This is a genomic window from Caulobacter sp. GW822-FHT01G02 (genome assembly GCF_058802865.1).
On sequence record NZ_JBXAON010000005.1, the window covers coordinates 430,936 to 452,668 of the forward strand.

The 21,733-nt window shown below is 67.6% G+C and carries 20 protein-coding genes, 1 tRNA gene and 2 pseudogenes; 10 read left to right on the forward strand and 13 right to left on the reverse strand.

Annotated elements, in window-relative coordinates:
* Positions 1 to 140 precede the first annotated feature (140 nt).
* The 4 genes from AC1RNC_RS17295 to AC1RNC_RS17310 are packed head-to-tail and all read right to left on the reverse strand — an operon-like array spanning position 141 to position 5,875.
* Entirely contained in the window at positions 141 to 497 is a 357-nt protein-coding gene (locus AC1RNC_RS17295) for a hypothetical protein (RefSeq protein WP_492887554.1), read from the reverse strand.
* Positions 494 to 1,753, reverse strand: a complete 1,260-nt coding sequence (locus AC1RNC_RS17300; RefSeq protein WP_492887556.1) for a TolC family protein — start codon at positions 1,751 to 1,753, stop codon at positions 494 to 496. The genes AC1RNC_RS17295 and AC1RNC_RS17300 overlap by 4 nt, the downstream gene beginning before the upstream one ends.
* On the reverse strand, positions 1,750 to 4,836 hold the full coding sequence (locus AC1RNC_RS17305; protein WP_492887557.1) for an efflux RND transporter permease subunit: 3,087 nt from the start codon (positions 4,834 to 4,836) through the stop codon (positions 1,750 to 1,752). Before AC1RNC_RS17305 ends, AC1RNC_RS17300 begins: the two co-directional genes overlap by 4 nt.
* 1 nt (position 4,837) lies before the next feature.
* On the reverse strand, positions 4,838 to 5,875 hold the full coding sequence (locus AC1RNC_RS17310; RefSeq protein WP_492887558.1) for an efflux RND transporter periplasmic adaptor subunit: 1,038 nt from the start codon (positions 5,873 to 5,875) through the stop codon (positions 4,838 to 4,840).
* Positions 5,876 to 6,031: 156 nt separating this feature from the next.
* Between AC1RNC_RS17310 and AC1RNC_RS17315 the strand changes: the two genes are divergently transcribed.
* A complete protein-coding gene (locus tag AC1RNC_RS17315; RefSeq protein WP_492887619.1) occupies positions 6,032 to 6,676 on the forward strand; it encodes a response regulator transcription factor in 645 nt (214 codons plus the stop codon).
* Positions 6,676 to 8,031, forward strand: a complete 1,356-nt coding sequence (locus tag AC1RNC_RS17320) for an ATP-binding protein (protein WP_492887560.1) — start codon at positions 6,676 to 6,678, stop codon at positions 8,029 to 8,031. The genes AC1RNC_RS17315 and AC1RNC_RS17320 overlap by 1 nt, the downstream gene beginning before the upstream one ends.
* Positions 8,032 to 8,419: 388 nt before the next feature.
* Here the strand turns inward: AC1RNC_RS17320 and AC1RNC_RS17325 are convergent, their stop codons facing one another.
* Together AC1RNC_RS17325 and AC1RNC_RS17330 are read right to left on the reverse strand one after the other, a co-directional pair.
* Entirely contained in the window at positions 8,420 to 8,623 is a 204-nt protein-coding gene (locus AC1RNC_RS17325; protein WP_492887623.1) for a hypothetical protein, read from the reverse strand.
* 134 nt (positions 8,624 to 8,757) lie between these two features.
* Positions 8,758 to 9,141 (reverse strand): annotated as a pseudogene (locus AC1RNC_RS17330) (esterase/lipase family protein); the annotation flags it as partial.
* On the opposite strand from AC1RNC_RS17330, the gene AC1RNC_RS17335 reads away from it, so the two are divergent.
* From AC1RNC_RS17335 to AC1RNC_RS17345, 3 genes are all read left to right on the forward strand, one after another.
* Complete coding sequence (locus tag AC1RNC_RS17335) at positions 9,122 to 10,072, forward strand: AraC family transcriptional regulator (protein ID WP_492887562.1); 951 nt, start codon at positions 9,122 to 9,124, stop codon at positions 10,070 to 10,072. The pseudogene AC1RNC_RS17330 and the gene AC1RNC_RS17335 sit on opposite strands and share 20 nt — an antisense overlap.
* Before the next feature lie 127 nt (positions 10,073 to 10,199).
* Positions 10,200 to 10,988, forward strand: a complete 789-nt coding sequence (locus tag AC1RNC_RS17340; protein WP_492887563.1) for an alpha/beta fold hydrolase — start codon at positions 10,200 to 10,202, stop codon at positions 10,986 to 10,988.
* Between the two features lie 142 nt (positions 10,989 to 11,130).
* Positions 11,131 to 12,069, forward strand: coding sequence for a hypothetical protein (locus AC1RNC_RS17345; RefSeq protein WP_492887564.1), 939 nt, complete (start codon positions 11,131 to 11,133; stop codon positions 12,067 to 12,069).
* Positions 12,070 to 12,236: 167 nt separating this feature from the next.
* Here the strand turns inward: AC1RNC_RS17345 and AC1RNC_RS17350 are convergent.
* The 4 genes from AC1RNC_RS17350 to AC1RNC_RS17365 form a co-directional block, all read right to left on the reverse strand.
* Positions 12,237 to 12,313 (reverse strand) — tRNA-Arg (locus AC1RNC_RS17350).
* 51 nt (positions 12,314 to 12,364) lie between these two features.
* A complete protein-coding gene (locus AC1RNC_RS17355) occupies positions 12,365 to 13,687 on the reverse strand; it encodes an NCS2 family permease (RefSeq protein ID WP_492887565.1) in 1,323 nt (440 codons plus the stop codon).
* A 109-nt stretch (positions 13,688 to 13,796) separates the two neighbouring features.
* Positions 13,797 to 14,228: a hypothetical protein gene (locus tag AC1RNC_RS17360; RefSeq protein ID WP_492887566.1), complete on the reverse strand. Its 432-nt coding sequence runs from the start codon at positions 14,226 to 14,228 to the stop codon at positions 13,797 to 13,799.
* Between the two features lie 4 nt (positions 14,229 to 14,232).
* Positions 14,233 to 15,195 (reverse strand): ABC transporter ATP-binding protein, encoded by a 963-nt coding sequence (locus AC1RNC_RS17365; protein ID WP_492887568.1) that lies wholly within the window; start codon positions 15,193 to 15,195, stop codon positions 14,233 to 14,235.
* A 243-nt stretch (positions 15,196 to 15,438) separates the two neighbouring features.
* Between AC1RNC_RS17365 and AC1RNC_RS17370 the strand changes: the two genes are divergently transcribed.
* The 3 genes and pseudogenes from AC1RNC_RS17370 to AC1RNC_RS17380 all read left to right on the forward strand — a co-directional run.
* Positions 15,439 to 15,756, forward strand: coding sequence for a zinc-finger domain-containing protein (locus tag AC1RNC_RS17370; protein WP_492887570.1), 318 nt, complete (start codon positions 15,439 to 15,441; stop codon positions 15,754 to 15,756).
* Between the two features lie 16 nt (positions 15,757 to 15,772).
* Positions 15,773 to 16,207 (forward strand): acyl-CoA thioesterase, encoded by a 435-nt coding sequence (locus AC1RNC_RS17375; RefSeq protein ID WP_492887572.1) that lies wholly within the window; start codon positions 15,773 to 15,775, stop codon positions 16,205 to 16,207.
* A 653-nt stretch (positions 16,208 to 16,860) separates the two neighbouring features.
* Positions 16,861 to 16,999: pseudogene (locus AC1RNC_RS17380) on the forward strand (hypothetical protein); the annotation flags it as partial.
* 299 nt (positions 17,000 to 17,298) lie between these two features.
* On the opposite strand, the gene AC1RNC_RS17385 reads toward AC1RNC_RS17380, so the two are convergent.
* A complete protein-coding gene (locus AC1RNC_RS17385) occupies positions 17,299 to 18,735 on the reverse strand; it encodes an IS1182 family transposase (RefSeq protein WP_492887573.1) in 1,437 nt (478 codons plus the stop codon).
* Positions 18,736 to 18,845: 110 nt separating this feature from the next.
* Here AC1RNC_RS17385 and AC1RNC_RS17390 point away from each other — a divergent pair, with 110 nt between their 5' ends.
* On the forward strand, positions 18,846 to 19,148 hold the full coding sequence (locus AC1RNC_RS17390) for a hypothetical protein (RefSeq protein WP_492887574.1): 303 nt from the start codon (positions 18,846 to 18,848) through the stop codon (positions 19,146 to 19,148).
* 90 nt (positions 19,149 to 19,238) lie between these two features.
* Here AC1RNC_RS17390 and AC1RNC_RS17395 read toward each other — a convergent pair whose 3' ends face one another.
* Positions 19,239 to 19,550 carry a hypothetical protein gene (locus AC1RNC_RS17395; protein ID WP_492887575.1) on the reverse strand — a complete coding sequence of 104 codons (312 nt, stop codon included), beginning with the start codon at positions 19,548 to 19,550 and terminating at the stop codon, positions 19,239 to 19,241.
* A gap of 114 nt (positions 19,551 to 19,664) precedes the next feature.
* Between AC1RNC_RS17395 and AC1RNC_RS17400 the strand changes: the two genes are divergently transcribed.
* Positions 19,665 to 20,060, forward strand: a complete 396-nt coding sequence (locus AC1RNC_RS17400) for an SRPBCC family protein (protein ID WP_492887576.1) — start codon at positions 19,665 to 19,667, stop codon at positions 20,058 to 20,060.
* A 22-nt stretch (positions 20,061 to 20,082) separates the two neighbouring features.
* Here AC1RNC_RS17400 and AC1RNC_RS17405 read toward each other — a convergent pair whose 3' ends face one another.
* Entirely contained in the window at positions 20,083 to 21,702 is a 1,620-nt protein-coding gene (locus tag AC1RNC_RS17405; RefSeq protein ID WP_492887577.1) for a long-chain fatty acid--CoA ligase, read from the reverse strand.
* Positions 21,703 to 21,733: the final 31 nt, after the last annotated feature.

A 21,733-nucleotide genomic window follows, 5' to 3' on the forward strand; every position in this document is an offset into this window, starting at 1 on the left:
TTAACTTGGCGAATATCTCATCGTATTCTGTTTACCGAGTACGATGACCCGTTTTGAGTAATGTTTCTATCGTTTCGCCGCCCCGGGAGCGCCGTGTTCGGTCTCTTGTAGCGCGGGGTGACGGCAATCCTGGTCCGCCGTCAAGGGCGCTCCAGGCGCCACCGTACGGCTTGAGGCGCGATCTCCGGCGGCAAGTCGATCTTCAGAACGCGGCATTCATGCGTCCGGCCAGGGGCGAAGCTGGGCGTCGCCACGACGCCCTTCCAAATCGTCACGCCTGACGCGTTTTCAGCCGCGACGGCGAGACGGCGGATGGATGCGCCAGCGGCTCGGCGGCACATCCATCCGCGCAGCACCGGGCGATCGTCGGGACGTGGATCGAGGTTGACCGACTTCAGAACGAACGCACGGCTGCCGATCTCACCGATCACCACGTCTGGCCGCGGTCCGGTCTGTAAAAGCGCCAGGGCGAGCGCGAAGCTGATCATGACCGTCATTGCGACGCCTCCTCTTCCGAAAGCCAAAGTTCATGGGCGTCCAGCGCCAGTCGCAGCAGCGCGCCCTGGGCGGCGGCGCGGGCCGAGACCTCGGTCCGGCGCGCGTCAAACAGCTGGCGACGCGCCGCGAGCAGGTCCGTCAGGTTCCGCTCGCCGAGCCCGTAGGCGCGCTGCACGCGATCCGTGGCCTGAGCGGCTGCGGCTGCGGCTTCGCGGCTGCGCGCCCAGGCTGTGAGCCCCGATCGGGCCTTGGCCACGTCGTTGCGTCCCTCGGCCTCGACATTGCGCGCCACCATGCGATAGCGCGCCTCCGCGGCGGAAGCCGACGCGGCCTGACGCTCAGCGGTCGCCGAGCGTCCGCCGCCGCCGAAGGGGATACTGACGGTGAAACCTGCGCCCGTTTCGGCGCCGCCCCGCTCATTGAAGACACGAAGCGCCAAGGTTGGGTCGGGGCGCTGGTCGAGTTTTGCTCGCCGGGCGAGCGCGCCGTCGCGGTCAGCGAGGGCCTTGGCGATGGTGATCTCGTGGCTCCGCGCGACGACTACGGGGATCCAGTCGTCCAGAGCGCGGGTTGGGGCCATGGGCTCGGACAAGCTCGGCGCCTGGGCTGGGGGCAGGCCTGGGTAGAGCATGTCGAGCGCCGAGCGCGCCGCCTCGGCGCGTCCCTGGGTTTCAGCCAGGGTCGCATGGGCTCGGGCCAGGGCCGCCTGCGCCAGTTCAAGCTCTAGCAAGGCGGCGTCCCGGAGTTCGACCCGCCGCCGCAGCGCCGCGACCTCTTTTTGCTCGACGGCGATCTCGTCACGGTCGACCGTAATGCGGGCCTCGGCTTCCAGCCATTCGATCCAGAGGCCGGCCAGGCGCAGGGAGGCTTGGTGGCGCGCGTCGTCGACGCTGTCGCGCGCCGCTAGAGCGCCGGACGCGCCCGCCGCAAGATCCAGGTTACGCTTCCCCGGCGAGCGCAGGGGGCGGCTGGCCTGCAAGGACCATTCGGCGAAGTCGCCTTCGCCTCGAACCCGGCGCCGGTCGCTCGAGAGGCCGATTGTTGTCTCGTAGGGGCCGGCGGCCAGGCCGCGCTGTTCGGCCTCGGCGCCGCGCTGAAGGGCCCGCGCCTCCGCCAGCTCGGGCGAACCCTCCAACGCCGACAGAATGAGCGCGTCGCTCGGCAGGAAATCCGGGCGCGTCCAGCCGGTGTCGGCGGCGGTGGCGGCTGAGGCCAGGACCAGCCCGGCCGCGGCGGCGAGAAGAATGACCTTCACGATGAAGCCTCCAGCACTGCGGCTCCAGGCTCGACGCCGAAGCGGCGATAGAGGATGGGCAGCAGGATCAGGGTGAGCAGGGTCGAGGTCACCAGACCCCCGACCACGACAATGGCGAGCGGGCGCTGGATCTCGGAGCCGGGACCGGTGGCGGTCAGCAACGGCACAAGGCCCAGCGCCGTGATGCTGGCGGTCATCAGTACGGGCCGCAGGCGGCGGCGGGCCCCCTCGGTCACAGCGGTCGCCACGTCGCGGCCGCGCTGGACCAGCTCATTGAAGTGCGAGACCAGGACGAGGCCGTTGAGCACCGCGATGCCGAGCAGGGCGATCAGTCCGACCGACGCCGGGACCGACAGGTATTCGCCCGAGATCCACAGGGCCACCAGACCGCCGATCATCGCGAACGGGATGTTGGCCAGGATCAGCAGCGACTGGCGGGTGGACTTCAGGCTGATGAACAGGACCAGAAAGATCAGGGCCAGCGCCATCGGCACCACCACGCCGAGACGCGCGGCGGCCCGTTTCTGGTTCTCGAACTGTCCGCCCCACGCGATGCGATAGCCGGGCGGCAGCGGAACATCGCGCGCGACATTGGCCTGGGCTTCCTTGACGAAGCCCACGAGGTCGCGACCCTGGACATAGGCCTGGATCACGGCGAAGCGGGAAGCGTTCTCCCGATCGATCTTGACCGGACCCTCCCGACGTTCCACGCGCGCCACGTCGCCGGCGCGCACGACGCCGCCATCAGGCGTGGCGATCTGAGCTTGTTCGAACAGGACGGGATCCTCGCGAAGGGTCTGAGGCCCCCGGACCAGGATCGGCGTGCGCTTGCCCTGTTCGAAGACGACGCCAGCCGGTGCGCCTTCCAACTGGGCGCGTAGTTCCTGCTGCAGAGCCTGAGCGGACAAGCCGACCCGCACAGCGGCGGCCCGATCGACGTCCAGCTGCAGATAGGTCACGCTGTCGCCGGCGACCGTGTAGATGTCGGACGCGCCGCGCGTCTTCTTGAGGGTCTCCTCGATACGGCCGGCCAGATCGCCCAGCGTTTGGAGATCCGGGCCGAACACCTTGACGGCTAGGTCCCCCCGACTGCCGGTCAGCATCTCAGAGACTCGCATCTCGATCGGTTGGGTGAAGGTGGCTTCCACTCCGGGAAACTGGGCCGCGACCTTGCGGATCTCTTCGGTCAGCCAGGCCTTGTCCTTTCTGCGCCAGTCCTTGCGGTCGGCCAGCACGAGGAAGCTGTCGGTCTCGTTCAGGCCCATGGGATCAAGGCCAAGCTCGTCGGAGCCGACACGGGCGACGATCCGCTTCACCTCGGGTACTTGCGTCAGGATCGCGCGCTGCACGGCCATGTCCTGTCTGGCGCTGGCGTCGAGATTGATCGAGGGCAGCTTGGCCAGCTGCATCAGGATCGCGCCCTCGTCCATGGTCGGCATGAAGCTCTTGCCGATCAGCACATAGGCGATCGCCGCTAGCACCATGCCGCCGCCCGCCGCGGCGAAGACTGGCTTGGGACGGGCCAGGGCGCGGGCCAGTTGACGCTCGTAGAACGGTCCGATCCTGCGCATGATCCAGGACTCTCGGTGCGCATGAGCCTTCAGCAGCAGCGAGGCCAGGACCGGGATCACGGTGAACGACAGCAGCAGCGACGAGCCCAGGGCGAAGACGATGGTCAGGGCTACCGGCGCGAACAGCTTGCCTTCCAGGCCCTGCAGGCTGAGCAGGGGCAGGAACACCAGGCAGATGATCAGCACGCCTGACGTGACCGGCGCGGCGACTTCGGCAACGGCTTCATAGATCGCGTGCAGGCGGCGCGAGCCGGTGATGCTGGGATTGTCCAGACGCTCGACGGTGTTCTCGACCACGACGACGGCGGCGTCGACCAGCATGCCGATGGCGATGGCCAGCCCGCCCAGGCTCATCAGGTTCGCCGACAGGCCAAAGGTCCGCATCAGCAGGAAGGTGGTCAGCGCGGCCAGCGGCAGGGTCACCGCCACAACAGTCGCGGCCCGCAGATCGCCCAGGAACAACAGCAGCAGAATGACCACCAGGATGGTGGCTTCCACCAGGGCCTTGTTGACCGTTCCCGTCGCGCGCTGGATCAGGTCGGAGCGGTTGTAGAATGGACTCACCGTCACGCCCTTGGGCAGGGACGGCTGAAGCTCCTTCAACCGCGCTTCGACCGATCGGACGACCGCCTTGGCGTCGGCGCCGCGTAGGGCGATGACGATCGCCTGAGCGACTTCGCCCTGGCCGTTCTCGGTGACCGCGCCATAGCGTGTCAGGGCGCCCTCGCTGACCTGCGCCAGGTCGCCGAGACGGGCCACGCCCCCGCTGGGCAAGGCGATCGCGGTGTCGCGCAGATCGTCCAAGCTGGTGATCGCGCCGGCCACGCGCACGACCAGAGCCTCCTCGCCCTCGCTGAGACGACCCGAGCCGTCGTTGCGGTTCGAGGCCGGGATGGCGTCGACGATCGCCTGCGCGGTCAGACCCGCCGCAGCCAGCGCGGCCGGGTCGGGCGACACCTCGAAGGTCCTGGCGCGGCCGCCCAGCACGTTGACATCGGCCACGCCCGGAAGTCCGCGCAGCGCCGGACGAATGGTCCAGTCCAGCAGGGTGCGCTTCTGCTCAAGCGTCAGGCCTTCGCCCTCGATCGTGAACATGAAGACGTCGGACAGGGGCGTCGAGATCGGTGACAGGCCGCCGCTGACGCCGTCCGGTAGAGCGCCGAGGGCGTTTGAGAGCCGCTCCGCGGTCTGCTGGCGAGCCCAATAGACGTCCGTGCCTGGCGCGAAATCGATGGTTAGGTCCGCAATGGCGTATTTGGCCGTCGAGCGCAGCATGGCCTGCTTGGGAATGCCCAGCAGCTCCATCTCCAGCGGTGTGATGACCTGGCTCTCGACCTCCTCGGGGGTCATCCCTGGGGCCTTGAGAATGATCTTCACCTGGGTTGGCGAGATGTCGGGGAAGGCGTCGACCGGCAGCTTCAGGAACGCGTTGGCGCCCAGACCGACCAGGGCGATGGCCAGCACGGCGGCCAGCAGGCGCTGCGAGAGCGCGAAAGCGATGAGCTTGCGCATCCTAGTGGCCCAGCGCCGACTTCAGTTGCGAGGCGCCCGAGGCCGCCACGCGCGCGCCTGGGGGAAGCCCGGTGACGACCGCTTCCGCGCCCGCCGCGCCCACCACGGTCACCGACCGCGCCTCATATCCGGCGGCGGCCTTGACGAACACGCGTGCGCCGTCGCTGTCCTGCGCCAGGGCGCTGCGGGGAATGGCTTGAGCGCCGGTCGGGGCGGGGCTCAGGACCGTCACCGTGACTGTCTGGCCTGGCGCAAGCCCGGTGGCGGTGTCGAGTTCGGCGCGCAGGGGCAACGACCGGCTCTTGGGGTCTATGCTTGCGCCCAGCGCCACAATGCGTCCGGCGATGTCGCCGACCCGGACCCGATAGCCGACCTTCAGCTTGCGCGCGATCTCGGGCGACACCCGCGCTTCGACCCACAGGCGGTCGGCGCGGTCCAGGGTCACGGCGGGCGCCATGGCCTCGAGGCCGCCGCCGGGCTGGGCGGTCACGGCCGCGACGCGACCGGCGATCGGGGCGCGCAGGACATATTCGCCGCTCGTCCCGCCGGCGCCGGAGAGCAGGCGACGACGCTCGTTGACCATGGCGCGAGCCTGAGCGAGGCGGGCCTGGGCCTCCTCGGCGCGAGCGCCGGCGATGACGCCTTCGCTGGCTAGCTGTTGCAGCCGGCGCGCGGCGGCCTCGGCCACGCGCAGTTCAGCCTGGCTCTGGACGAGCTCGGAGGACACCGCCAGCGCCTCGCGGCTGAACAGGGTCACTAGCGGCGCGCCGGCCTTGACCGATTGGCCTTCGAGCACGTGGATCCGCGTCACCGTTCCCGCGAACGGGGCGGCGACCACTCGCCGGTCGTTGAGCGGGGGGGTGATCGCGCCGGGAAGCGCGGCCAAGGGGGCGCCCAACGCGGGCTTGGCGGTGGCCAGAACGATGCCCATGGCCTTCTCCTGCGCCGCGCTCAACGCCATCGGACCCGCGGCCAACGCGGAGGTGCTCAAGAGGCAGGCCGCGAGCGCGGCGGCGATCAGTGGATGGGCGGGGGGCATGGGCGTCTCGCAAGGCTTTGTCCCGCCCTGATGCGCCGCGAGCCTGAAGCCTGTCTGAAGCGAAGCTGAAACGAACCTGAAAGCGCCGTGTCAGGTTCTTTTCAGGCGGTGCTGCTATGCTGAGACGTCAGTCAGAGGAGACCCGCCATTCGCATCCTGCTCGTCGAAGATGATCCGGAGATCGCCCGTCGCCTGGCCGCGGCGCTGGCGGAAGCCAGCTTTGTCGTCGAGCAGGCCGGCGATGGCGAGACGGCCTTGTTCCTGGGGCGGACCAACGACTTCGACGCCGTGGTGCTGGATCTTGGCCTGCCGCGCCTGTCGGGCCTGGAGGTTCTGAAACAATGGCGTCGCGAAGGACGCGACATGCCGGTGCTGGTGCTCACAGCGCGGGACGCTTGGACCGACCGCGTGGATGGCCTCAACGCAGGGGCCGACGACTATCTGGGCAAGCCCTTCCAGAACGCCGAGGTGGTGGCGCGGCTGCGGGCGCTGACACGGCGCTCGGCGGGCCGCTCGTCGTCCGTCATGCGCCGCGGCGACATTGTGCTGGATCCCGAGGCGGGGACTGTCCAGCGCGGCGCCGACGCCGTCGAACTCACCGCTCGCGAGCTGAAGGTCTTGGCTTATCTGATGCACCGCGCCGGCCGGGTGGTCTCCCAGGGCGAGCTCATTGACCACGTCTACAGTCTGGATGAGACGCGGGAGTCGAACACGATCGAGGTCTATGTCGCCCGCCTGCGCAAGAAACTGGGCAAGGACGCCATCCGCACGATCCGGGGCCTGGGATACAAGTTCGCTTGATGCGCCAGCTCTGGACCAGTTTTCGCACCCGCCTGATCGTCGGCGCCGCGATATGGATCATCGCGGGACTTACCGTCAGCGGTGTCCTGCTGTCCGAGCTGTTCAGGGCTCACGTGACGCAACAGTTCGACGACGAACTGCACGGCCATGCCGCCGAACTGGCGGCGCTGATCGACATTGCGCCGGACGGCAAGCTCTTGCTGCACCGCCGGCTCAGCGATCCCCGGTTTTTGCCCAAGGACTCGGGCTTCTATTGGCGTGTGGAAGCGGCGAGCGGCCAAGCCATCACCTCACCGTCCCTGGCTGGACGGGACCTGCCATTACCGGATCCGCTTCCCGCCCTCGGCGTCGAGCGCCATGTCTTCGTTGAGGGCCCTTCCGGACAGCTTCGTTTAGTGGAGCGTTCGGTGGCCAATCCGCACGGACCGCCGTTACGTTTGGGCATCGGCGTCGAGCAGCGCCTTCTCGACGAGGTTTTGGGACGGTTCAACTGGACCCTCTTTCTGTCGCTGGCGATCGTCGCGTCCGGCCTGATCGGTGCGGCGATGCTTCAAGTCTGGTTTGGCTTGCGGCCGCTCACCCGTATGCGTCACGCGCTGTCGGCTGTCCGTATGGGCAAGGCGAGCCGTTTGCCAGAGGACCTTCCCAGTGAAGTGCGGCCCCTGGCGATCGACCTCAATGCTCTGCTGGAGGGCAATCTCGAGATGCTGCGGCGCGCCCGCACCCAGGCCGGCAACCTCGCCCACGCGCTCAAGACGCCGCTCGCCGTCCTCACCGACGAAGCCGAGCGGCTGCGCGCCACGGGTCAGCGCGAGGCGGCCGACGTCATCGAGCTGCAATGCGAACGGATGCGGCGCCAGATCGACTATCAACTCGCCAGGGCGCGCGCGGTGGCGTTGAAACGCTCGCCCGGTGTCGCCGCTGATGTGCGCTCAAGTCTGGACCCGGTCGTCGCGGCGCTTTCGCGCCTTTATGGGCGCCGGGATGTGACGTTCAGCGTGACCTACCAAAACCAGCCGATGGTCGCGCTCGACGCCCAGGATCTCAGCGAGATTGTCGGCAACGTCCTCGACAACGCGGGAAAATGGGCGAGGTCGAGAATAGAGGTCCTGGTTCGGCGTCGGGGCGATTTCGCGGAGATCGTCGTCGACGATGACGGACCCGGCCTGCCGCAAGAAGCCTACGAGCACGTCTTTGGCCTCGGTGAACGGCTCGATGAGCGAACGCCCGGCCATGGATTGGGGCTATCGATCGTCCGAGACCTCGTGGAGCTCTACGAAGGGAGCGTGGCCTTGGACCTCGCGCCGCTGGGTGGGTTGCGGGTGATCCTGGCTCTTCCGTCGATCACGGAGTAGACGGGGAAAGCCATCCGAGATTGCGGGCGTGCGCGCCGACCGCCGTCGTGTAACCGCACCTAAGCGAACGTCGTGTTCCTGGAGGTGCGCCAACGGCGGCAATTGGCACCATCCGGACTTCGCGAGCCTCCAGCGCCGCGGGGCTTCACTCCGCGAGGCCGCCATGCTGCGAAAGCCCGCCGCCCATGCGGCGCCGGCCTATTCCGCTGCGCCGATGATCGCCTGGGTCAGGCCGTCGGGATCGGTCAGGAACGGCAGGTGGCCCGTCAGGAGGGTGACGGTCTTGCGCACGGGCGTGGCCGCCAGCATGCGGTCCTGGAAGGTCGGACTGATGACCTGGTCCAGGGCGGTGCGAACATAGACCTTGTCGATCCGGCCGAACCGGTCGTCAGCTGATGCTGAGGGGCGTGGCCAGCGGCGCCAGCGGCTCGTCCAGGATCAGGTCCGGCAGCTTGGCTTTCAGGCCCTCGGGGCCGTCATTGGCGAACAGCTCGGCGCGGGCGGCGTAGTCGACGACGGCGATCGCCTTGTCATGGTCGATGCGCAGATTGGGGCCGATCCTGGCGTCCGGATCCTGCTGAGCCAGCGACACCAGGGAGTCGCCGTTCTTGGGCAGATAGGCGGCGACGAAGACCAGGGTGCGGACGGTCTCCGGCGCCTGCTCGGCCGCGGCGGCGGGGCGGCGATGCCGGCGAAGCTGTGGCCGACCAGCACGGCGGGACGCCCCAGGACGCGCAGGGCGTTGACCACAGCGTCGCGATGCAGGTCCAGGGTAACCTTGTCGGGCTCCATCGGCGCGCCGGGGCGGCCCGGCAGGTCGACGGCGGTGACTTCGTGGCCGGCGGCGCGCAGCCGGGCGGCGACATGACCCCAGACCGGCGCGTTGGCGAAGGCTCCGTGGACCAGGACGATCGGCGGCTTTTCTGCAGCCATGGCGACGGCGGGTGAATTCGTGGTTTCGATGGTCATGTTCGTCTCCCCGTGAAGCGAAAAGTGGCTTGTTTCGGCCTGCGTCGATGGGGGAAACCTAGGCCTCGCGGTTTGGGCGGGACATGCCGTCGTCTCCGAATAACATGATGGATCGTCCGGAATGACCCAAGACTTCGGCATGTCGGCCGCGCGCAATGACGTGCTCTCCGAGGTGCTCACCCTGATCCGGCTGCGCGGCGAACTTGTCTACACCGCCATTCTCGGGGCGCCGTGGGGGCTGCGGTTCCAGGCAGGACCGGCCCACTTCCATTTCGTCGAGAGCGGCGAGATGTGGATCACGCCGACCGGGGAAGGGCCGATCCTGACGCGGGAGGGCGACCTTGTCCTCCTGCCCCAGGGCAAGGGGCACGTCATGACCGACGCCCTCGACTCGCCGGTCGAAAGCATCGAGACGGCCGCCGCGGACCACTTCGACCGCGATGGCCTGGTCCTGCGCCACGGCGGCGACGGGGAGGGGGCCAGGCTGGTCGGCGGCTTCTTCAGCTTCGAGGGCAGTCCGCTGCCGGCGATCATGTCGTCCCTGCCGTCGCTGATTCATATTCCCAAGGGCGAGAACGGCGCGCCGCCCTGGCTGGCGGCGATTTCGCGGTTCCTGTTGGCCGAGGCGCAGGAGCCGAATCCGGGTTCGTCGCTGATGATCTCGCGCCTAATCGATCTGCTGGTGATCCGCACCCTGCGCAGCTGGGCGGCCAGCGAGGCCAATCGGATGGGCTGGTTGGGCGGCCTGGGCGAGGAGCGCATCGGCCGGGTGCTTAGCGCCATGCACGCCGATCCCTTTCATCGCTGGACGGTCCAGTCGCTGGCCGAGATCGCCCGGATGTCGCGCTCGATCTTCGCCGAGCGCTTCACCGCCGCCGTGGGCGAGCCGCCGCTGCGCTACCTGTCGCGCTGGCGCCTGACCATCGCCGCCGACCTGTTGCGCAGCGGCGGGCTGAAGGTGACCGAGGCGGCCTATCGCAGCGGCTACGCCTCGGACGCCGCGTTCAGCCGGGCTTTCAAGGCGCATTTCGGCTACGCGCCGAGCGAGGTTCGTCGCCAGTCGCCCGCCTAGCTCGAAAATCCGGACGATGGAGCATGCCATCCGGAGGCCCGAACATGGCCGGAAGACGACCGCGCCGCCTAAGTTCCTCCTCGCCGCACCGATGAGGGCCGCGGAAAAGATTAGAGGAATGGGAACGATGAAAACGATTATCGCCGCTCTGGCCACTTCCGCCTTCGCCCTTGGCGCCAACGCCATGGCTGCAGAAAAGCCGCCCATCGTCCTGGTGCACGGCGCCTTCGAGAACGGCCAGGTCTGGGGTCATGTCACTGCGAAGCTACAGAAGGACGGCTATCAGGTCATCACCGTCGACCTGCCGGGCCGCCCCAGCAATCCGATGACACCGGACAAGGTCAGCCTGGACGCCTACCGCGACACCGTCGTCCAGGCTCTGGACCAGGCCAAGCAACCGGCGGTCGTGGTCGGCCACAGCTTCGGCGGCATCGTCGTCTCCGCCGCCGCCGAGCAGGCGCCCCAGAAGATCAGGACGTTGGTCTATCTGGCCGCCTATCTGCCGCGGGACGGCGACTCGCTGGTGTCGCTGGCCCAGCGGGACCCGGACGCCAAGATCGGCCCGCACCTACAGATCCAGAAGGACAAGGGCATCGCTTCGATCGAGTACTCGGCGCGCGCCGACCTGTTCGCCAACGGCGGACCCGAGGGCCTGCGCAAGGCGATCCCGGACCTGATCCTGGACGAGCCGCTGGCCCCGCTGGCTACTCCGGTCAAGGTGACCGCCGCCAACTTCGGCAAGGTCGACAAGGTCTATATCCACACCGCCATGGACCAAGTGATCAGCCCGGCCTTTCAGGCCAAGATGGTCGCCACCACCCCAGTGCGCGTCGAGTATACCCTGCAGACCGGCCACACGCCGTTCCTGACCGATCCGGACGGCCTCGCAGATGCGATCGAGAAGGCCGCCCAGTAGACCCTCCAGGCGCACGAAAGGGGCGGAAGGGCCAAGGCTGTTCGCCCCTTCCCATCGTGCAGCGACATCAGAGATGATCAAGTCACCCACCGGTCCGCGCGGTATGCGGGCGTCTCCGAACCGACCCCGAAGGGAGCTTCCCATGCTGCGCGCAGCGCTCACCGCCGCTATCGCCCTGACCCTGGCCGCCCCGGCCGCCGCCCTGACCCAGGATGTTTCCAGCGAGACCCAGATCGCGCCGGAGTTCCGCCTGAAGGGTGACACCGTCTCCTTCCCCTTCGTGATGGTCCGCGAGTTCCCGTTCGTGGAGGCCAAGATCGCTGGGGTGAAGGGCAAGCTCCTGCTCGACACCGGCGCGTTCGAGGCCCTGGTCCTGAACCACAACCACCTCGACCTGCCCGCCGGCCGCGTCATCGGACGCGGAGTCTTCGGCAGCGGCCAGACCTACGAGAAGGTCCTGCGCCCCAGCGTCGACAACGTCCAGCTACCCGGTGGGCTGAGCTACGGCCGCGTCACCACCTTCCGCAGCCAGGACGCGGCCCAGCTGGAGCGTATTACCCCCGACTTCATCGGCTGGCTGGGCTATCAGTTCTGGGACGGCTACGCGGTGAAGGTCGACTACAAGGCGTCGAGGGCGACCTTCTACAAGGGCGGGTCCAAGGCCTTCCTGAAGGGCGAGACGGTGGTCGCCGCCATCCCCTTCGAGACGCTCAAGCTGCCCAACAATCCGGTGCTGACCGCCAAGGTCGGCGGCCTGGATTTCGAGACCGTGCTTGACACCGGCCAGTACGGCAACCTGTTCGCCGACAAGGCGACGCTGGAGCAGTTGACGGCCGCGGGGGCGATCACGCCCGTCGCCGGCGAGGACGACGCCATCGACATCAAGGCGGTCCAGTTCGCCAAGGGCCCCTCCATCTCGCTTGCCAAGATCGGCGGCCATCCGATCGAGGACGCGGCCCCCTTCGCCAAGGCGATCGGCCTCACTTCGCCCCGGATCATGAGTCTCGGCTACGCCTTCCTCCAGCAGTACAAGACTGTCTGGGACTACCCGAACAAGACGTTCTACCTGCTCAAGCGGTAGGCCCCTCCGCCGTCGATCATCTTGTGATCGGGCCCGCCGCCGAATGTCAGCTTCTTGGACACTCGCCAAGTTCCGCTCCTGGCGCGAACGATCCGTTAGCTCGCAGAGTCAATTGAGTGGAATACGAGTCAGGTTTCATGAAACCCGACAGTTTTCGCGGAGGTTTTTGGCGCACCCGACACGATTCGAACGTGTGACCTTTGCCTTCGGAGGGCAACGCTCTATCCAGCTGAGCTACGGGTGCATCCTTGCGGGAAGCGGGTCTTAGCCGAAAGGCGGCGCGGGCGCAACGCGATCACGCGGCTCCCATGTAGATGAATCGCGCCACGAACAGCGCCGCCAGGACGAACAGCAGCCAGTCGCCGGGCTTGGCCTGGCCGCGCATCAGCTTCAGGACGGCGAAGGCGGTGATGCCGAACGCCAGGCCGTTGGCGATCGAGAAGGTCAGGGGGATGGCGATCACGGTCAGGAAGGCGGGGATGGCCACGCCCGGATCGTCCCAGTCGATGTCGGCCAGGGCGCCGACCATCATCGAGCCGACGATGATCAGGGCCGGGGCCGTGGCGGCGGCCGGGATCGCCTGCACCCAGGGCGCGAAGAACAGGGTCAGCAGGAACAGCAGGCCGACCACGATGGCCGTCAGGCCCGTCCGCCCGCCGGCCGCGACGCCCGAGGCGCTCTCGATATAGCTGACCACGGTCGAGGTGCCGGCCAGCGAGCCGCCGATCGTGGCGATGCTATCGGCGGTGAGGATGCGGTTCAGGCGCGGGATCGTGCCATCCGGTTGCACCAGACCGGCCTTCTTGGTCACCGCGACCAGGGTGCCGACATTGTCGAACAGGTCGACGAACAGGAAGACGAAGATCACCTCGGCGATGGCCATGCCGGCTCCGCCGTTCAGGCGAAGGGCGGCTGGGATGTCCAGCTTGAAGGCGGTGGCCGTCAGGGCGGCCAGGCCGTACTCGCCGGGAACGACCTTGGCCAGACCCAGGGCCCATCCGGCCGCGGCGGCGACCAGGATGCCGATCAGGATCGCGCCCTTCACCCGCCAGACCATCAGCCCGCCCATGATGGCGAGGCCCAGTATGGCCAGGACCGCCGTCGGCTGGGTCAGGTCCCCCAAGGCCACCGTGGTGGCCGGATTGGCGACGATGATGCCGGCCTCCTTCAGGCCGATGAAGGCGATGAACAGGCCCACGCCCGCCGCGACGGCCGAGAACAGCGGACGCGGGATCGCCCCGACGATCAGCTGGCGGATCCCCGCCACGGTCAGCACCAGGAAGGCCACGCCCGACAGAAAGACGCAGCCCAGGGCGGTCTCCCACGGCAGGCCCATGCCCTTGACGACGGTGAAGGTGAAATAGGCGTTGAGGCCCATGCCGGGGGCCAGGGCGATCGGGTAGTTGGCGATCAGGCCCATCAGGATCGAGCCGAAGCCGGCGGCCAGGCAGGTGGCGGCGGCGACGGCGGCGATCGGCATGCCGGCCTGGCCCAGGATCGCCGGATTGACGATCACGATATAGGCCATGGTCAGGAAGGTGGTGAAGCCGGCCAGCACCTCGGTGCGCACCGACGTGCCCTGGGCCTTAAGCCCGAACCGCCGCTCAAGAAAGGTCATGCGATGCGCCCCCAACGCGCGCTCAAACAGGTCGGGGCGAGTTTGGCGGGCGCGCCCTGGAACGCAAGCCTTAGCTTGTCGCCGGCCTTATCGACGCCGCCCGACGCTTCTAGCGCTTGCGAAAGCGCTTGGCCTCGGCCTCCAGCTTGGACATCCAGGCTTCCGGCTCGGTGCTTTCCGGCTGGAAGGGCAGGGTTCCGGCCACGCCGCGCACCGCCAGCCACAGCGGCGCGGAAAAGTGACCCAGGACGCGCAACGGTCGGCGCTTGTCGTCGGTGACGTCCCAGCCCTCCGCCTCGAACGCGGCGACCTGCGCGGCCGGCGGCTGGCTTTCGACATCGTCCCAGCCCGGCGGCCGCTCCACCGTGTCGGCCGCGTCGGCGGTCAAGCCGAACAGGGCGAGCACGCAGGCGTCGATCTCCGGGAACTCGGCCCGGGCCTCGGGTTCGGCGAAGTCGCGCTTGAGCAGCGCCCGGTACTCCAGGTCCTTGACGCCGGGGAGGTCGATCAGGCGCCGTAGCGCGTCAGGCTTGCTCGTCATGCGCTCAGTCCTTGGTCGGATCGGCCGCGTTCGGGTCGTTGTAGGTCAGGGCCAGGAAGACGTCTTCCAGATCCGGGTCCTCGGTGGCGATGTCCTTGATCTTCAGGCCGCTCGCGCGCACCGCCGCCAGCACCTGCTCGACGCTGGACTGGCCCGTGCGATAGCTGACCTGGAAGGCGCCGTTGGCCCGCAGCTTGGTGTCGAAGCCCGCCAGGGCTGGGGCGGTCAGCACCGGCTCCTCCGGCGTCACCACGACATTGCGGCTGTCCATGCGGCGAAGCAGGGTAGCCGTCGGCTCGCAGGCCACCACCTCGCCGCGGTTGATGATGGCGATCTCGTCGCACAGCTCCTGGGCCTCTTCCAGGTAATGGGTGGTCAGCACGATGGTGACGCCCAGCTCGTTGAGACCCTTCACATAGCGCCAGAGCTGGCGGCGCAGCTCGACGTCGACCCCGGCGGTCGGCTCGTCGAGGATCAGCACCGGCGGCTGGTGGACCATGGCTTTCGCCACCATCAGTCGCCGTTTCATGCCGCCCGATAGCTGGCGGACATAGGCATTGGCCTTGTCGCCCAGGCCCAGGGCGTTGAGCAGCTCGTCGGTGCGGCGCTCGTTCTTGGGCACGCCGTAGAAGCCGGCCTGCACCTCCATCGACTCGCGCGGGGTGAAGAAGACGTCGGCGGCCAGTTCCTGCGGCACCACGCCGATCGCGGCGCGGGCGTCGCGCGGGCGCTGGTCGATGTCGCGGCCCCAGATCCTCACCGTGCCCGAGCTCTTGCGCACCAGGCCGGCCAGGATGTTGATGAAGGTCGACTTGCCCGCGCCGTTGGGACCCAGCAGGCCGAAGATCGAGCCGCGTGGAATCTTCAGGTCGATGCCGTTCAGCGCCCGCTTTTCCGGCGAGGTCTTGGTGGCGGCATAGGTCTTGTACAGGCCCTCGGCTTCGATGGCGTAGGCGGGCAGGTCCATGGAGCGTCCAGATAGAAGATGGGCGGAGCGAGTGGCGGGGAGGCCGGGAAATGTCGTTTGAGGCGCGCGTCGATTGACGGCGCCTTTGAGCGTCGCATAGGTATGCCTCGTTCGCCGCCGCGCCAAGGCCGCGTCCGGAGCCTTTCTCGCGAGAAAGGCTCCTGTCTATCGTTTGGCGCGCGACGGACGCCGAAACCGGCGGCCACTTTCGTCTGTCGCGCTCGAAATCAGGGATTTCCCAATATGGCCAAGACCCCGTCCACCTCCTCCCTCGACGCCCTGCCCGGATCGGCGACGACCGAGCCGGCGACGGTTCCGACCGCCATGGACACCCTGGCCCAGGTCGGTCCCGCGCCGGAGACGATCTCGGTCCGCTCGCACCGCATCGCCTGCGACGGCGTCGGCGGGGCCCTGGGCCATCCGCGCGTGTGGCTGGAGATGGGCGCGGCCGGCTTCGTCGACTGCCCCTATTGCGACCGCCGCTTCGTGGCTTCGACCGCCGTGGGCGACGAGGACGAGATCCTGGCCCCGGGCGTCTATGAAGGCGCCGGCGGGCACTAGGCCCGCCGCCCGTCCCATGGCCGACGACATCTCCCCATCGAACCGCGCCGAGACCCTGGCCAAGGCCTGGGAAGCGCTGGAGTGGCCGCACGAGGCGCCGGTGCTGCGCGCCATCGCCATGCCCTCCGACACCAATCCCGAAGGCGATATCTTCGGCGGCTGGCTGCTGTCGCAGATGGACCTGGCGGCCGCCTCGGTGGCCTTCCACCGCGCCGCCGGCCGCTGCGCCACCATCGCCATCGACGGCATGACCTTCATCAGCCCGGTGTTCGTCGGCGACGAGGTCAGCCTGTTCGCGCGCCTGATCCACACGGGCCGCACCTCGCTGAGGGTCCAGGTCGAGGCCTGGCGCCGCCGTCGCGACGGCGAGCAGGCCCACAAGGTGACCGAGGGCGTCTTCACATTCGTGGCCATCGGCGACGACCGCAAGCCAAGGCCGCTGCCGGTTTAGGGTGCTTCGGGCGCATAAGCCGCTCATAGGCTCTCCGCCCCGCTTGGGGGCGGACAGACCGGCGTGAGCAGGTCAGGTGGGGGCCAGTGCTGAGTCAGACAAGCGTGAACCGCTTCACGCGGCGCGGCCGCTGAAGGCGTATGGGGAGGCGACGGAGCGGCCGGGCGAACCCGGAGACCGTGATGGTTTGTTGTGTTTCGGCTCGCTTGACCGCTCCGCCAGGCTGTTCTTGCCCGTGAGGATGGGGGGCGTGAGCGTCTTTCAGCTCGGGACCCCACTAGCCCCCGGACGGGCGCGGACCAAGTCGATCGGCTACATCCGTCTCGACCCCGACGATCCACGATAGGCGGCTTGTACGATCACCGCCCTGTCGCTCCGCTGATGGCTTTGATCCCAACGATACCGTCACCCGTACGCGCTCCTAAAGAGTAAGCCGCACGACCTGACGACACCGCCGGGAACCGCCAGCGGCCCCGCTCAACCTACCCCCGCCGCCGTTTTGGGCCGGATCCAAACGCCCTCCCCCGCGACGGGGACGGCTATGATTGTGCAGGCGGATTCAACGCGGATCATTCAGGGGCGCGAAAAATCGACAAGCCCTTGATTTCGTAGATTTCCATATCGCGAACGCCGGGGATAGAGCGCCCTCAATCCCCCCAAACAATCGTCATTCCCGCCCTTGTGGCGGGAACCCCTCTGTCCGCCGCAAGGGCGGTGGTGTGGCGGGCCAGCCCGCCAAGGCGTCTCACGTGTCAGCTGAACCAGGGGTTCCCGCCACAAGGGCGGGAATGACGGGGGATGTTTTAGGATCAGTGAGAAAAAGCCCGTCCGCCCCGGAAGAGCGCGCCCCTTACATCTCACGGCGAGACGATCGCAGGGCTGTCCAGGTCACTCAAGGCCGACGCTCCGCGTCGCCGCGCGCGGTCGCCGGAGGCGAGCCTTGACTGACCTGGACAGCCCTGCACGCTGCAGCCTCCAAGAGATTTAAGGATCGCACCGACCAGGGAGGTCGGCTTTCGACCGAGGCTGTGTAAAAACTCGCGGACGTTCGCGCCGTAGCATGGCGGTTCCGCCGCGCGGCGAGTTTGGCGTCAAGCCGTGATCGCGGCCATGAGCGGCTGGGCGCCCATGATGGCGATCACCCGCTTGAGATTGTAGGCCAGGATGTGGAGGCCGATCTCGGTCTTCACGTTGGGCAGGCGCTTCATCAGGAAGTGCGTTGATCCCATCCAGGCCTTGATCGTGCCGAAGGGGTGCTCGACGGTCCGCCTTCGCTGGCGCATGGCGCCAGGACGACGATCCATCCGGATCTGCAGGGCGTCGATGACGCCCTCGTGCTCCCAGCGGGTCACGCGCCGCGCGACGCTGGGCGTGCATTGGGGCTTGAGGGCGCAGGTCTGACAGCTGAAGTGATCCCAGTAGCGGTGCAGCGTCATGCCCTTCTCGACGGTCGTCATGTGGCGCGGCAGCAGCGCGCCCGACGGGCAGCGATAGACGTCCTGATCGGGCAGGTAGACGAAGTCCTGCTTGCCGAACCGGCCATCTGCCTTGGCGCCGGAGGTCAGAGGCCTGGGCACGTAGGCTGTCACGCCCATGGCCTCGCAGCTCAGGATCTCCTCGCCGGAGAAGTAGCCACGATCAGCGAGAACCTCGAGCTCATCCAGGCCCAAGGCGTCCTTGGCCTTGCCAGCCATCGACGACAGCTGCTGGCGGTCGCTGCCGGTCATGACGACGTCGTGGGCGACGATCAGGTGATGCTCGGCATCGACGGCCGACTGGACGTTGTAGCCGACGATGCCGCTGCCGCGTCCGCTGGTGGCCATCGATCGGGCGTCGGGATCGGTCAGCGAGACCTGACCGTCGTCCGAGGCGGCCACTTGCGCGTCCATCGCCCGCAGCATCCGCATCTGCTCGCGCAGGCGATCGACCTTCTCCTTCAGTCGATCCGAGCGAGCCTCGATGGTCTCGCCCTCCTGGCGGTCGGCGGTGTCCAGATCGCGCAGATAGCCGGCGATGTGCTCGGCCACCTGCTCCAGGCGCTTCTTGAGCTTGTAGGGCGTGAAGTTCTTGTCGCGGGTGTTGACCGCCTTGAACTTGCTGCCGTCGATGGCCACCAGCGCCGCGCCGAACAGACCGATCTGGCGGCACAGAACCACGAACTGGGCGCAGGCCGCCTGGATCGCTGGGCCGTTGTCCTTGCGAAAGTCGGCGATGGTCTTGTGGTCGGGCGCCAGCCGGCCCGTCAGCCACATCAGCTCGATATTGCGCCGCGCCTCGCGCTCCAGCCGCCGGCTGGACTGCACCTTGTTCAGGTAGCCGTACACATAGAGCTTCAGCAGCATCGCCGGGTGGTAGGCCGGTCGCCCCGTCGCCGCCGGCGCCACCTCAAAGCCCAGCCCGCCCAGGTCAAGCTCATCGACGAACACATCGACCACCCGTACCGGGTTCTCGGCGGCGACATAGTCGTCCAGGCATTCGGGAAGCAGCGTCGGCTGTCGGCGATCAACACCTTCAACGAAGCGGCTCATGCACACCTCCCGACTGCTCGTCAGGAGTCTAGCTGATCCGTCGCGTTTTCACACAGCCTCGACCCAAGTCAGACGTTGATGACTTCAGCAGCGACGTGCGATGGAAGGCCATGCGAGAACGTAGCGACAGCTTCACTGACGCGCCGATAGAGCCCGGTACTCTTGTTCGCTACGACGGTCTAATTGATGGCGGGCCGGAATTTGGTGTGGTCGTCAGTTGCTGGCTACATCCACAGGTCAAGTTCTACGACTGCTACGTCGCCTTCTTTGGCTCGGCAATCCCAGAGGGCGAGCCTGAGCAAACGCCTTACGTGCTCAGATACGCCTCGGTCAGCCTCGCGCGACTGGAGTTGGCTGAGAACGGTAGCCAACAACCCCGAACAGACCTCGGCCCGGCCCGCTTTCCGGAATGACGCCCAAGTTCTGGTTTCGGGCGCGGCGCCCGTTTCTGCACCCGACCCGTTTGCGTTCCTTATAGGGGCGAGTTTGACTTAGGTCGCCGGCTAGTGAGGCTGGCGCTTTTTGAGGTAGGCATCAATGCGAGCGCTTTCTCCCCGGGCCGACCAAGCAGAATAAGCGAACGCAACGCCAATGCCGGCTGCGACAAGCGCACCAAGGCTCATCATCCCGACATATAGGATCAAGCCTACGCGGTCGTGAGATAGGTGTCCGTGTTGTTGGTAGGTACCGGTGCTGATGGCGCGAACTGCCAAACCCGCGCCAAAGAAAGCCGCGAGAAACGTACCGACAGAAAGCAATCCGGCCCGGACCCGGTTTCGCATCTCATTCGTCATGGATGCATCTTCGGGCAACATTACTTAAAGCTTCATTCCGGAAGTCCGATAAACACCCCAAGCTCTCTCGACAGCCGCGCCGCTTTCACGAAAGTGGCCCCAGCCCAGGCCCAGGTGACCGTGGAGTAGAGACCCATGTTCGAGTCCCGATACATCAGCATCCGAATCCATAGGCCCGCGGGAGAAGTCTACGCTTTCGCCAAGGATCCCGAGAGCTTCCCCAAATGGGCGGCGGGCCTGGCCTCGGGTCTGACCCGGGACGGCGAGCGGTGGCTCGCCCACGGCCCGGGCGGCGACGTCCGCGTGCGGTTCTCGCCGGATAACCCCTATGGCGTGCTCGATCACTGGGTGACCCTGGCGGACGGGACCGAGCTCTACATGCCGCTGCGGGTGGTGGCCAACGGCGAGGGGGCCGAGGTCGGCATGGTCCTTTACCGGCCGCCCACCCTGTACGACGACGCCGCCTACGATCGCGACGCGGCGGCCGTGGCCAGGGATCTGGCCAGACTGAAGGCGCTGCTCGAGGCGTGACGGTTCCCCGCGCGCCGTAGCGCTAGCCGATGAGGTGGGCCTTCCAGGCTTCGCGCAGGACCTTCTTGTCGATCTTGCCCGTGGCGGTCAGCGGCACGACGGCGAAGACCACGTCGTCGGGCGTCCACCATTTGACGATCCGGGTCGCCAGATAGTCGAGCACATCGGCCTTGCCAAGGATCGAGCCTTCGTGGGCCTCGATGACCAGCAGCGGCCGTTCCTCCCACTTCGGATGCGGCACGCCGATGACGGCGGCGATCCGCACGCCGGGGCAGCCGACGGCGACGTTCTCCAGGTCGATCGAGCTGATCCACTCGCCGCCGGACTTGATGACGTCCTTCTGGCGGTCGGTGATGCGCATGAAGCCGTGAGCGTCCAGCGTGGCGATGTCGCCGGTGTCGAACCAGCCATCGGCGCGCGCGGCGTCCGTGTCCTGGCGGAAGTAGCGGCGCACCACCCAGGGGCCGCGCACCAGGAGCGCGCCGGAGGTTTCGCCGTCGTGCGGGGCCTCGCTCCCGTCCTCCAGCTCGACGCGTAGCTCGATGCCGAACTGAAGGCGGCCCTGGCGGGTCCAGATGGCCTCGTCCATCGCCTCCTCGCCCAGGGCCGCGAGAGCGGGGGTGGGGGTGGAGACGACGCCGATCGGACAGGTCTCGGTCATGCCCCAGATCTGCAGGGTCTGGACGCCGTAGAGCCGCTTGAACGCCTCGGCCATGGCGCGCGGCACGGCGCTGCCGCCGATCACGACGCGCTTCAGCGTTGTCGGCGAGGCGTCGTTCCTTTCCAGCCAGTCCAGATACATCGTCCAGATGGTCGGCACGCCGCCGGTGAAGGTGACGCCCTCGCCCTCGATCAGCGCATGCAGGCTGGCGCCGTCCATCTTGTCGGCGGGGAGCACCAGCTTGGCGCCGCAGATCGGGGCGCTGAACGGCAGGCCCCAGGCGGTGGCGTGGTAAAGGCTGGAGCAGGGCATGACCACGTCGAAGGCGGTGAAGCCGAACGCGCTGTTCAGCCCGCCGGCCATGGCGTGCAGCACCACGGCGCGGTGCGAATAGAGCACGCCCTTGGGATCGCCCGTCGTGCCCGAGGTGTAGCAGAGGAAGGCCCCGGCGTTCTCGTCGAAGACCGGCCAGTCGAAGCTTTCAGCCTCGCCAGCGATCAGGGCCTCGTAGGAGATGGCGCCGACCGAGCCGGGGAGGGTCCGTTCGGGATCCGACAGCATGACGAAGGTCTTCACCGTGGTCAGCTGGGGAGCGATCCGTTCGACCAGGGCCGCGAAGCTCCGCTCGTAGAACAGCACGCCGCTTTCCGCGTGATTGATCGTGTAGATGATTTGCTCGTCGAACAGGCGGGGATTGGCCGTGTGCAGCACCGCGCCGATTCCGGGGACGGCGTAGAACAGCTCCAGGTGCCGGTGGGTGTTCCAGGCCAGGGAGGTGACCCGGTCGCCGGGCTTCACGCCCAGGCGCTGGAGGGCGTGGGCCAACTGGGCGCTACGGCGGCCGAGACCCGCGTAGTCGTAGCGCCAAAGCGGCTCGTCGATCAGCTTGGAGACGATCTCGCGCGTCCCGTGGGCCTGGGCCGCATAGGTGAGAATGCCGCTGATCATCAGCGGCGTCGTCTGCATCAGGCCCGCGATCATCGGTCCCTCCCAACATGTCTTGTTGGGAGGA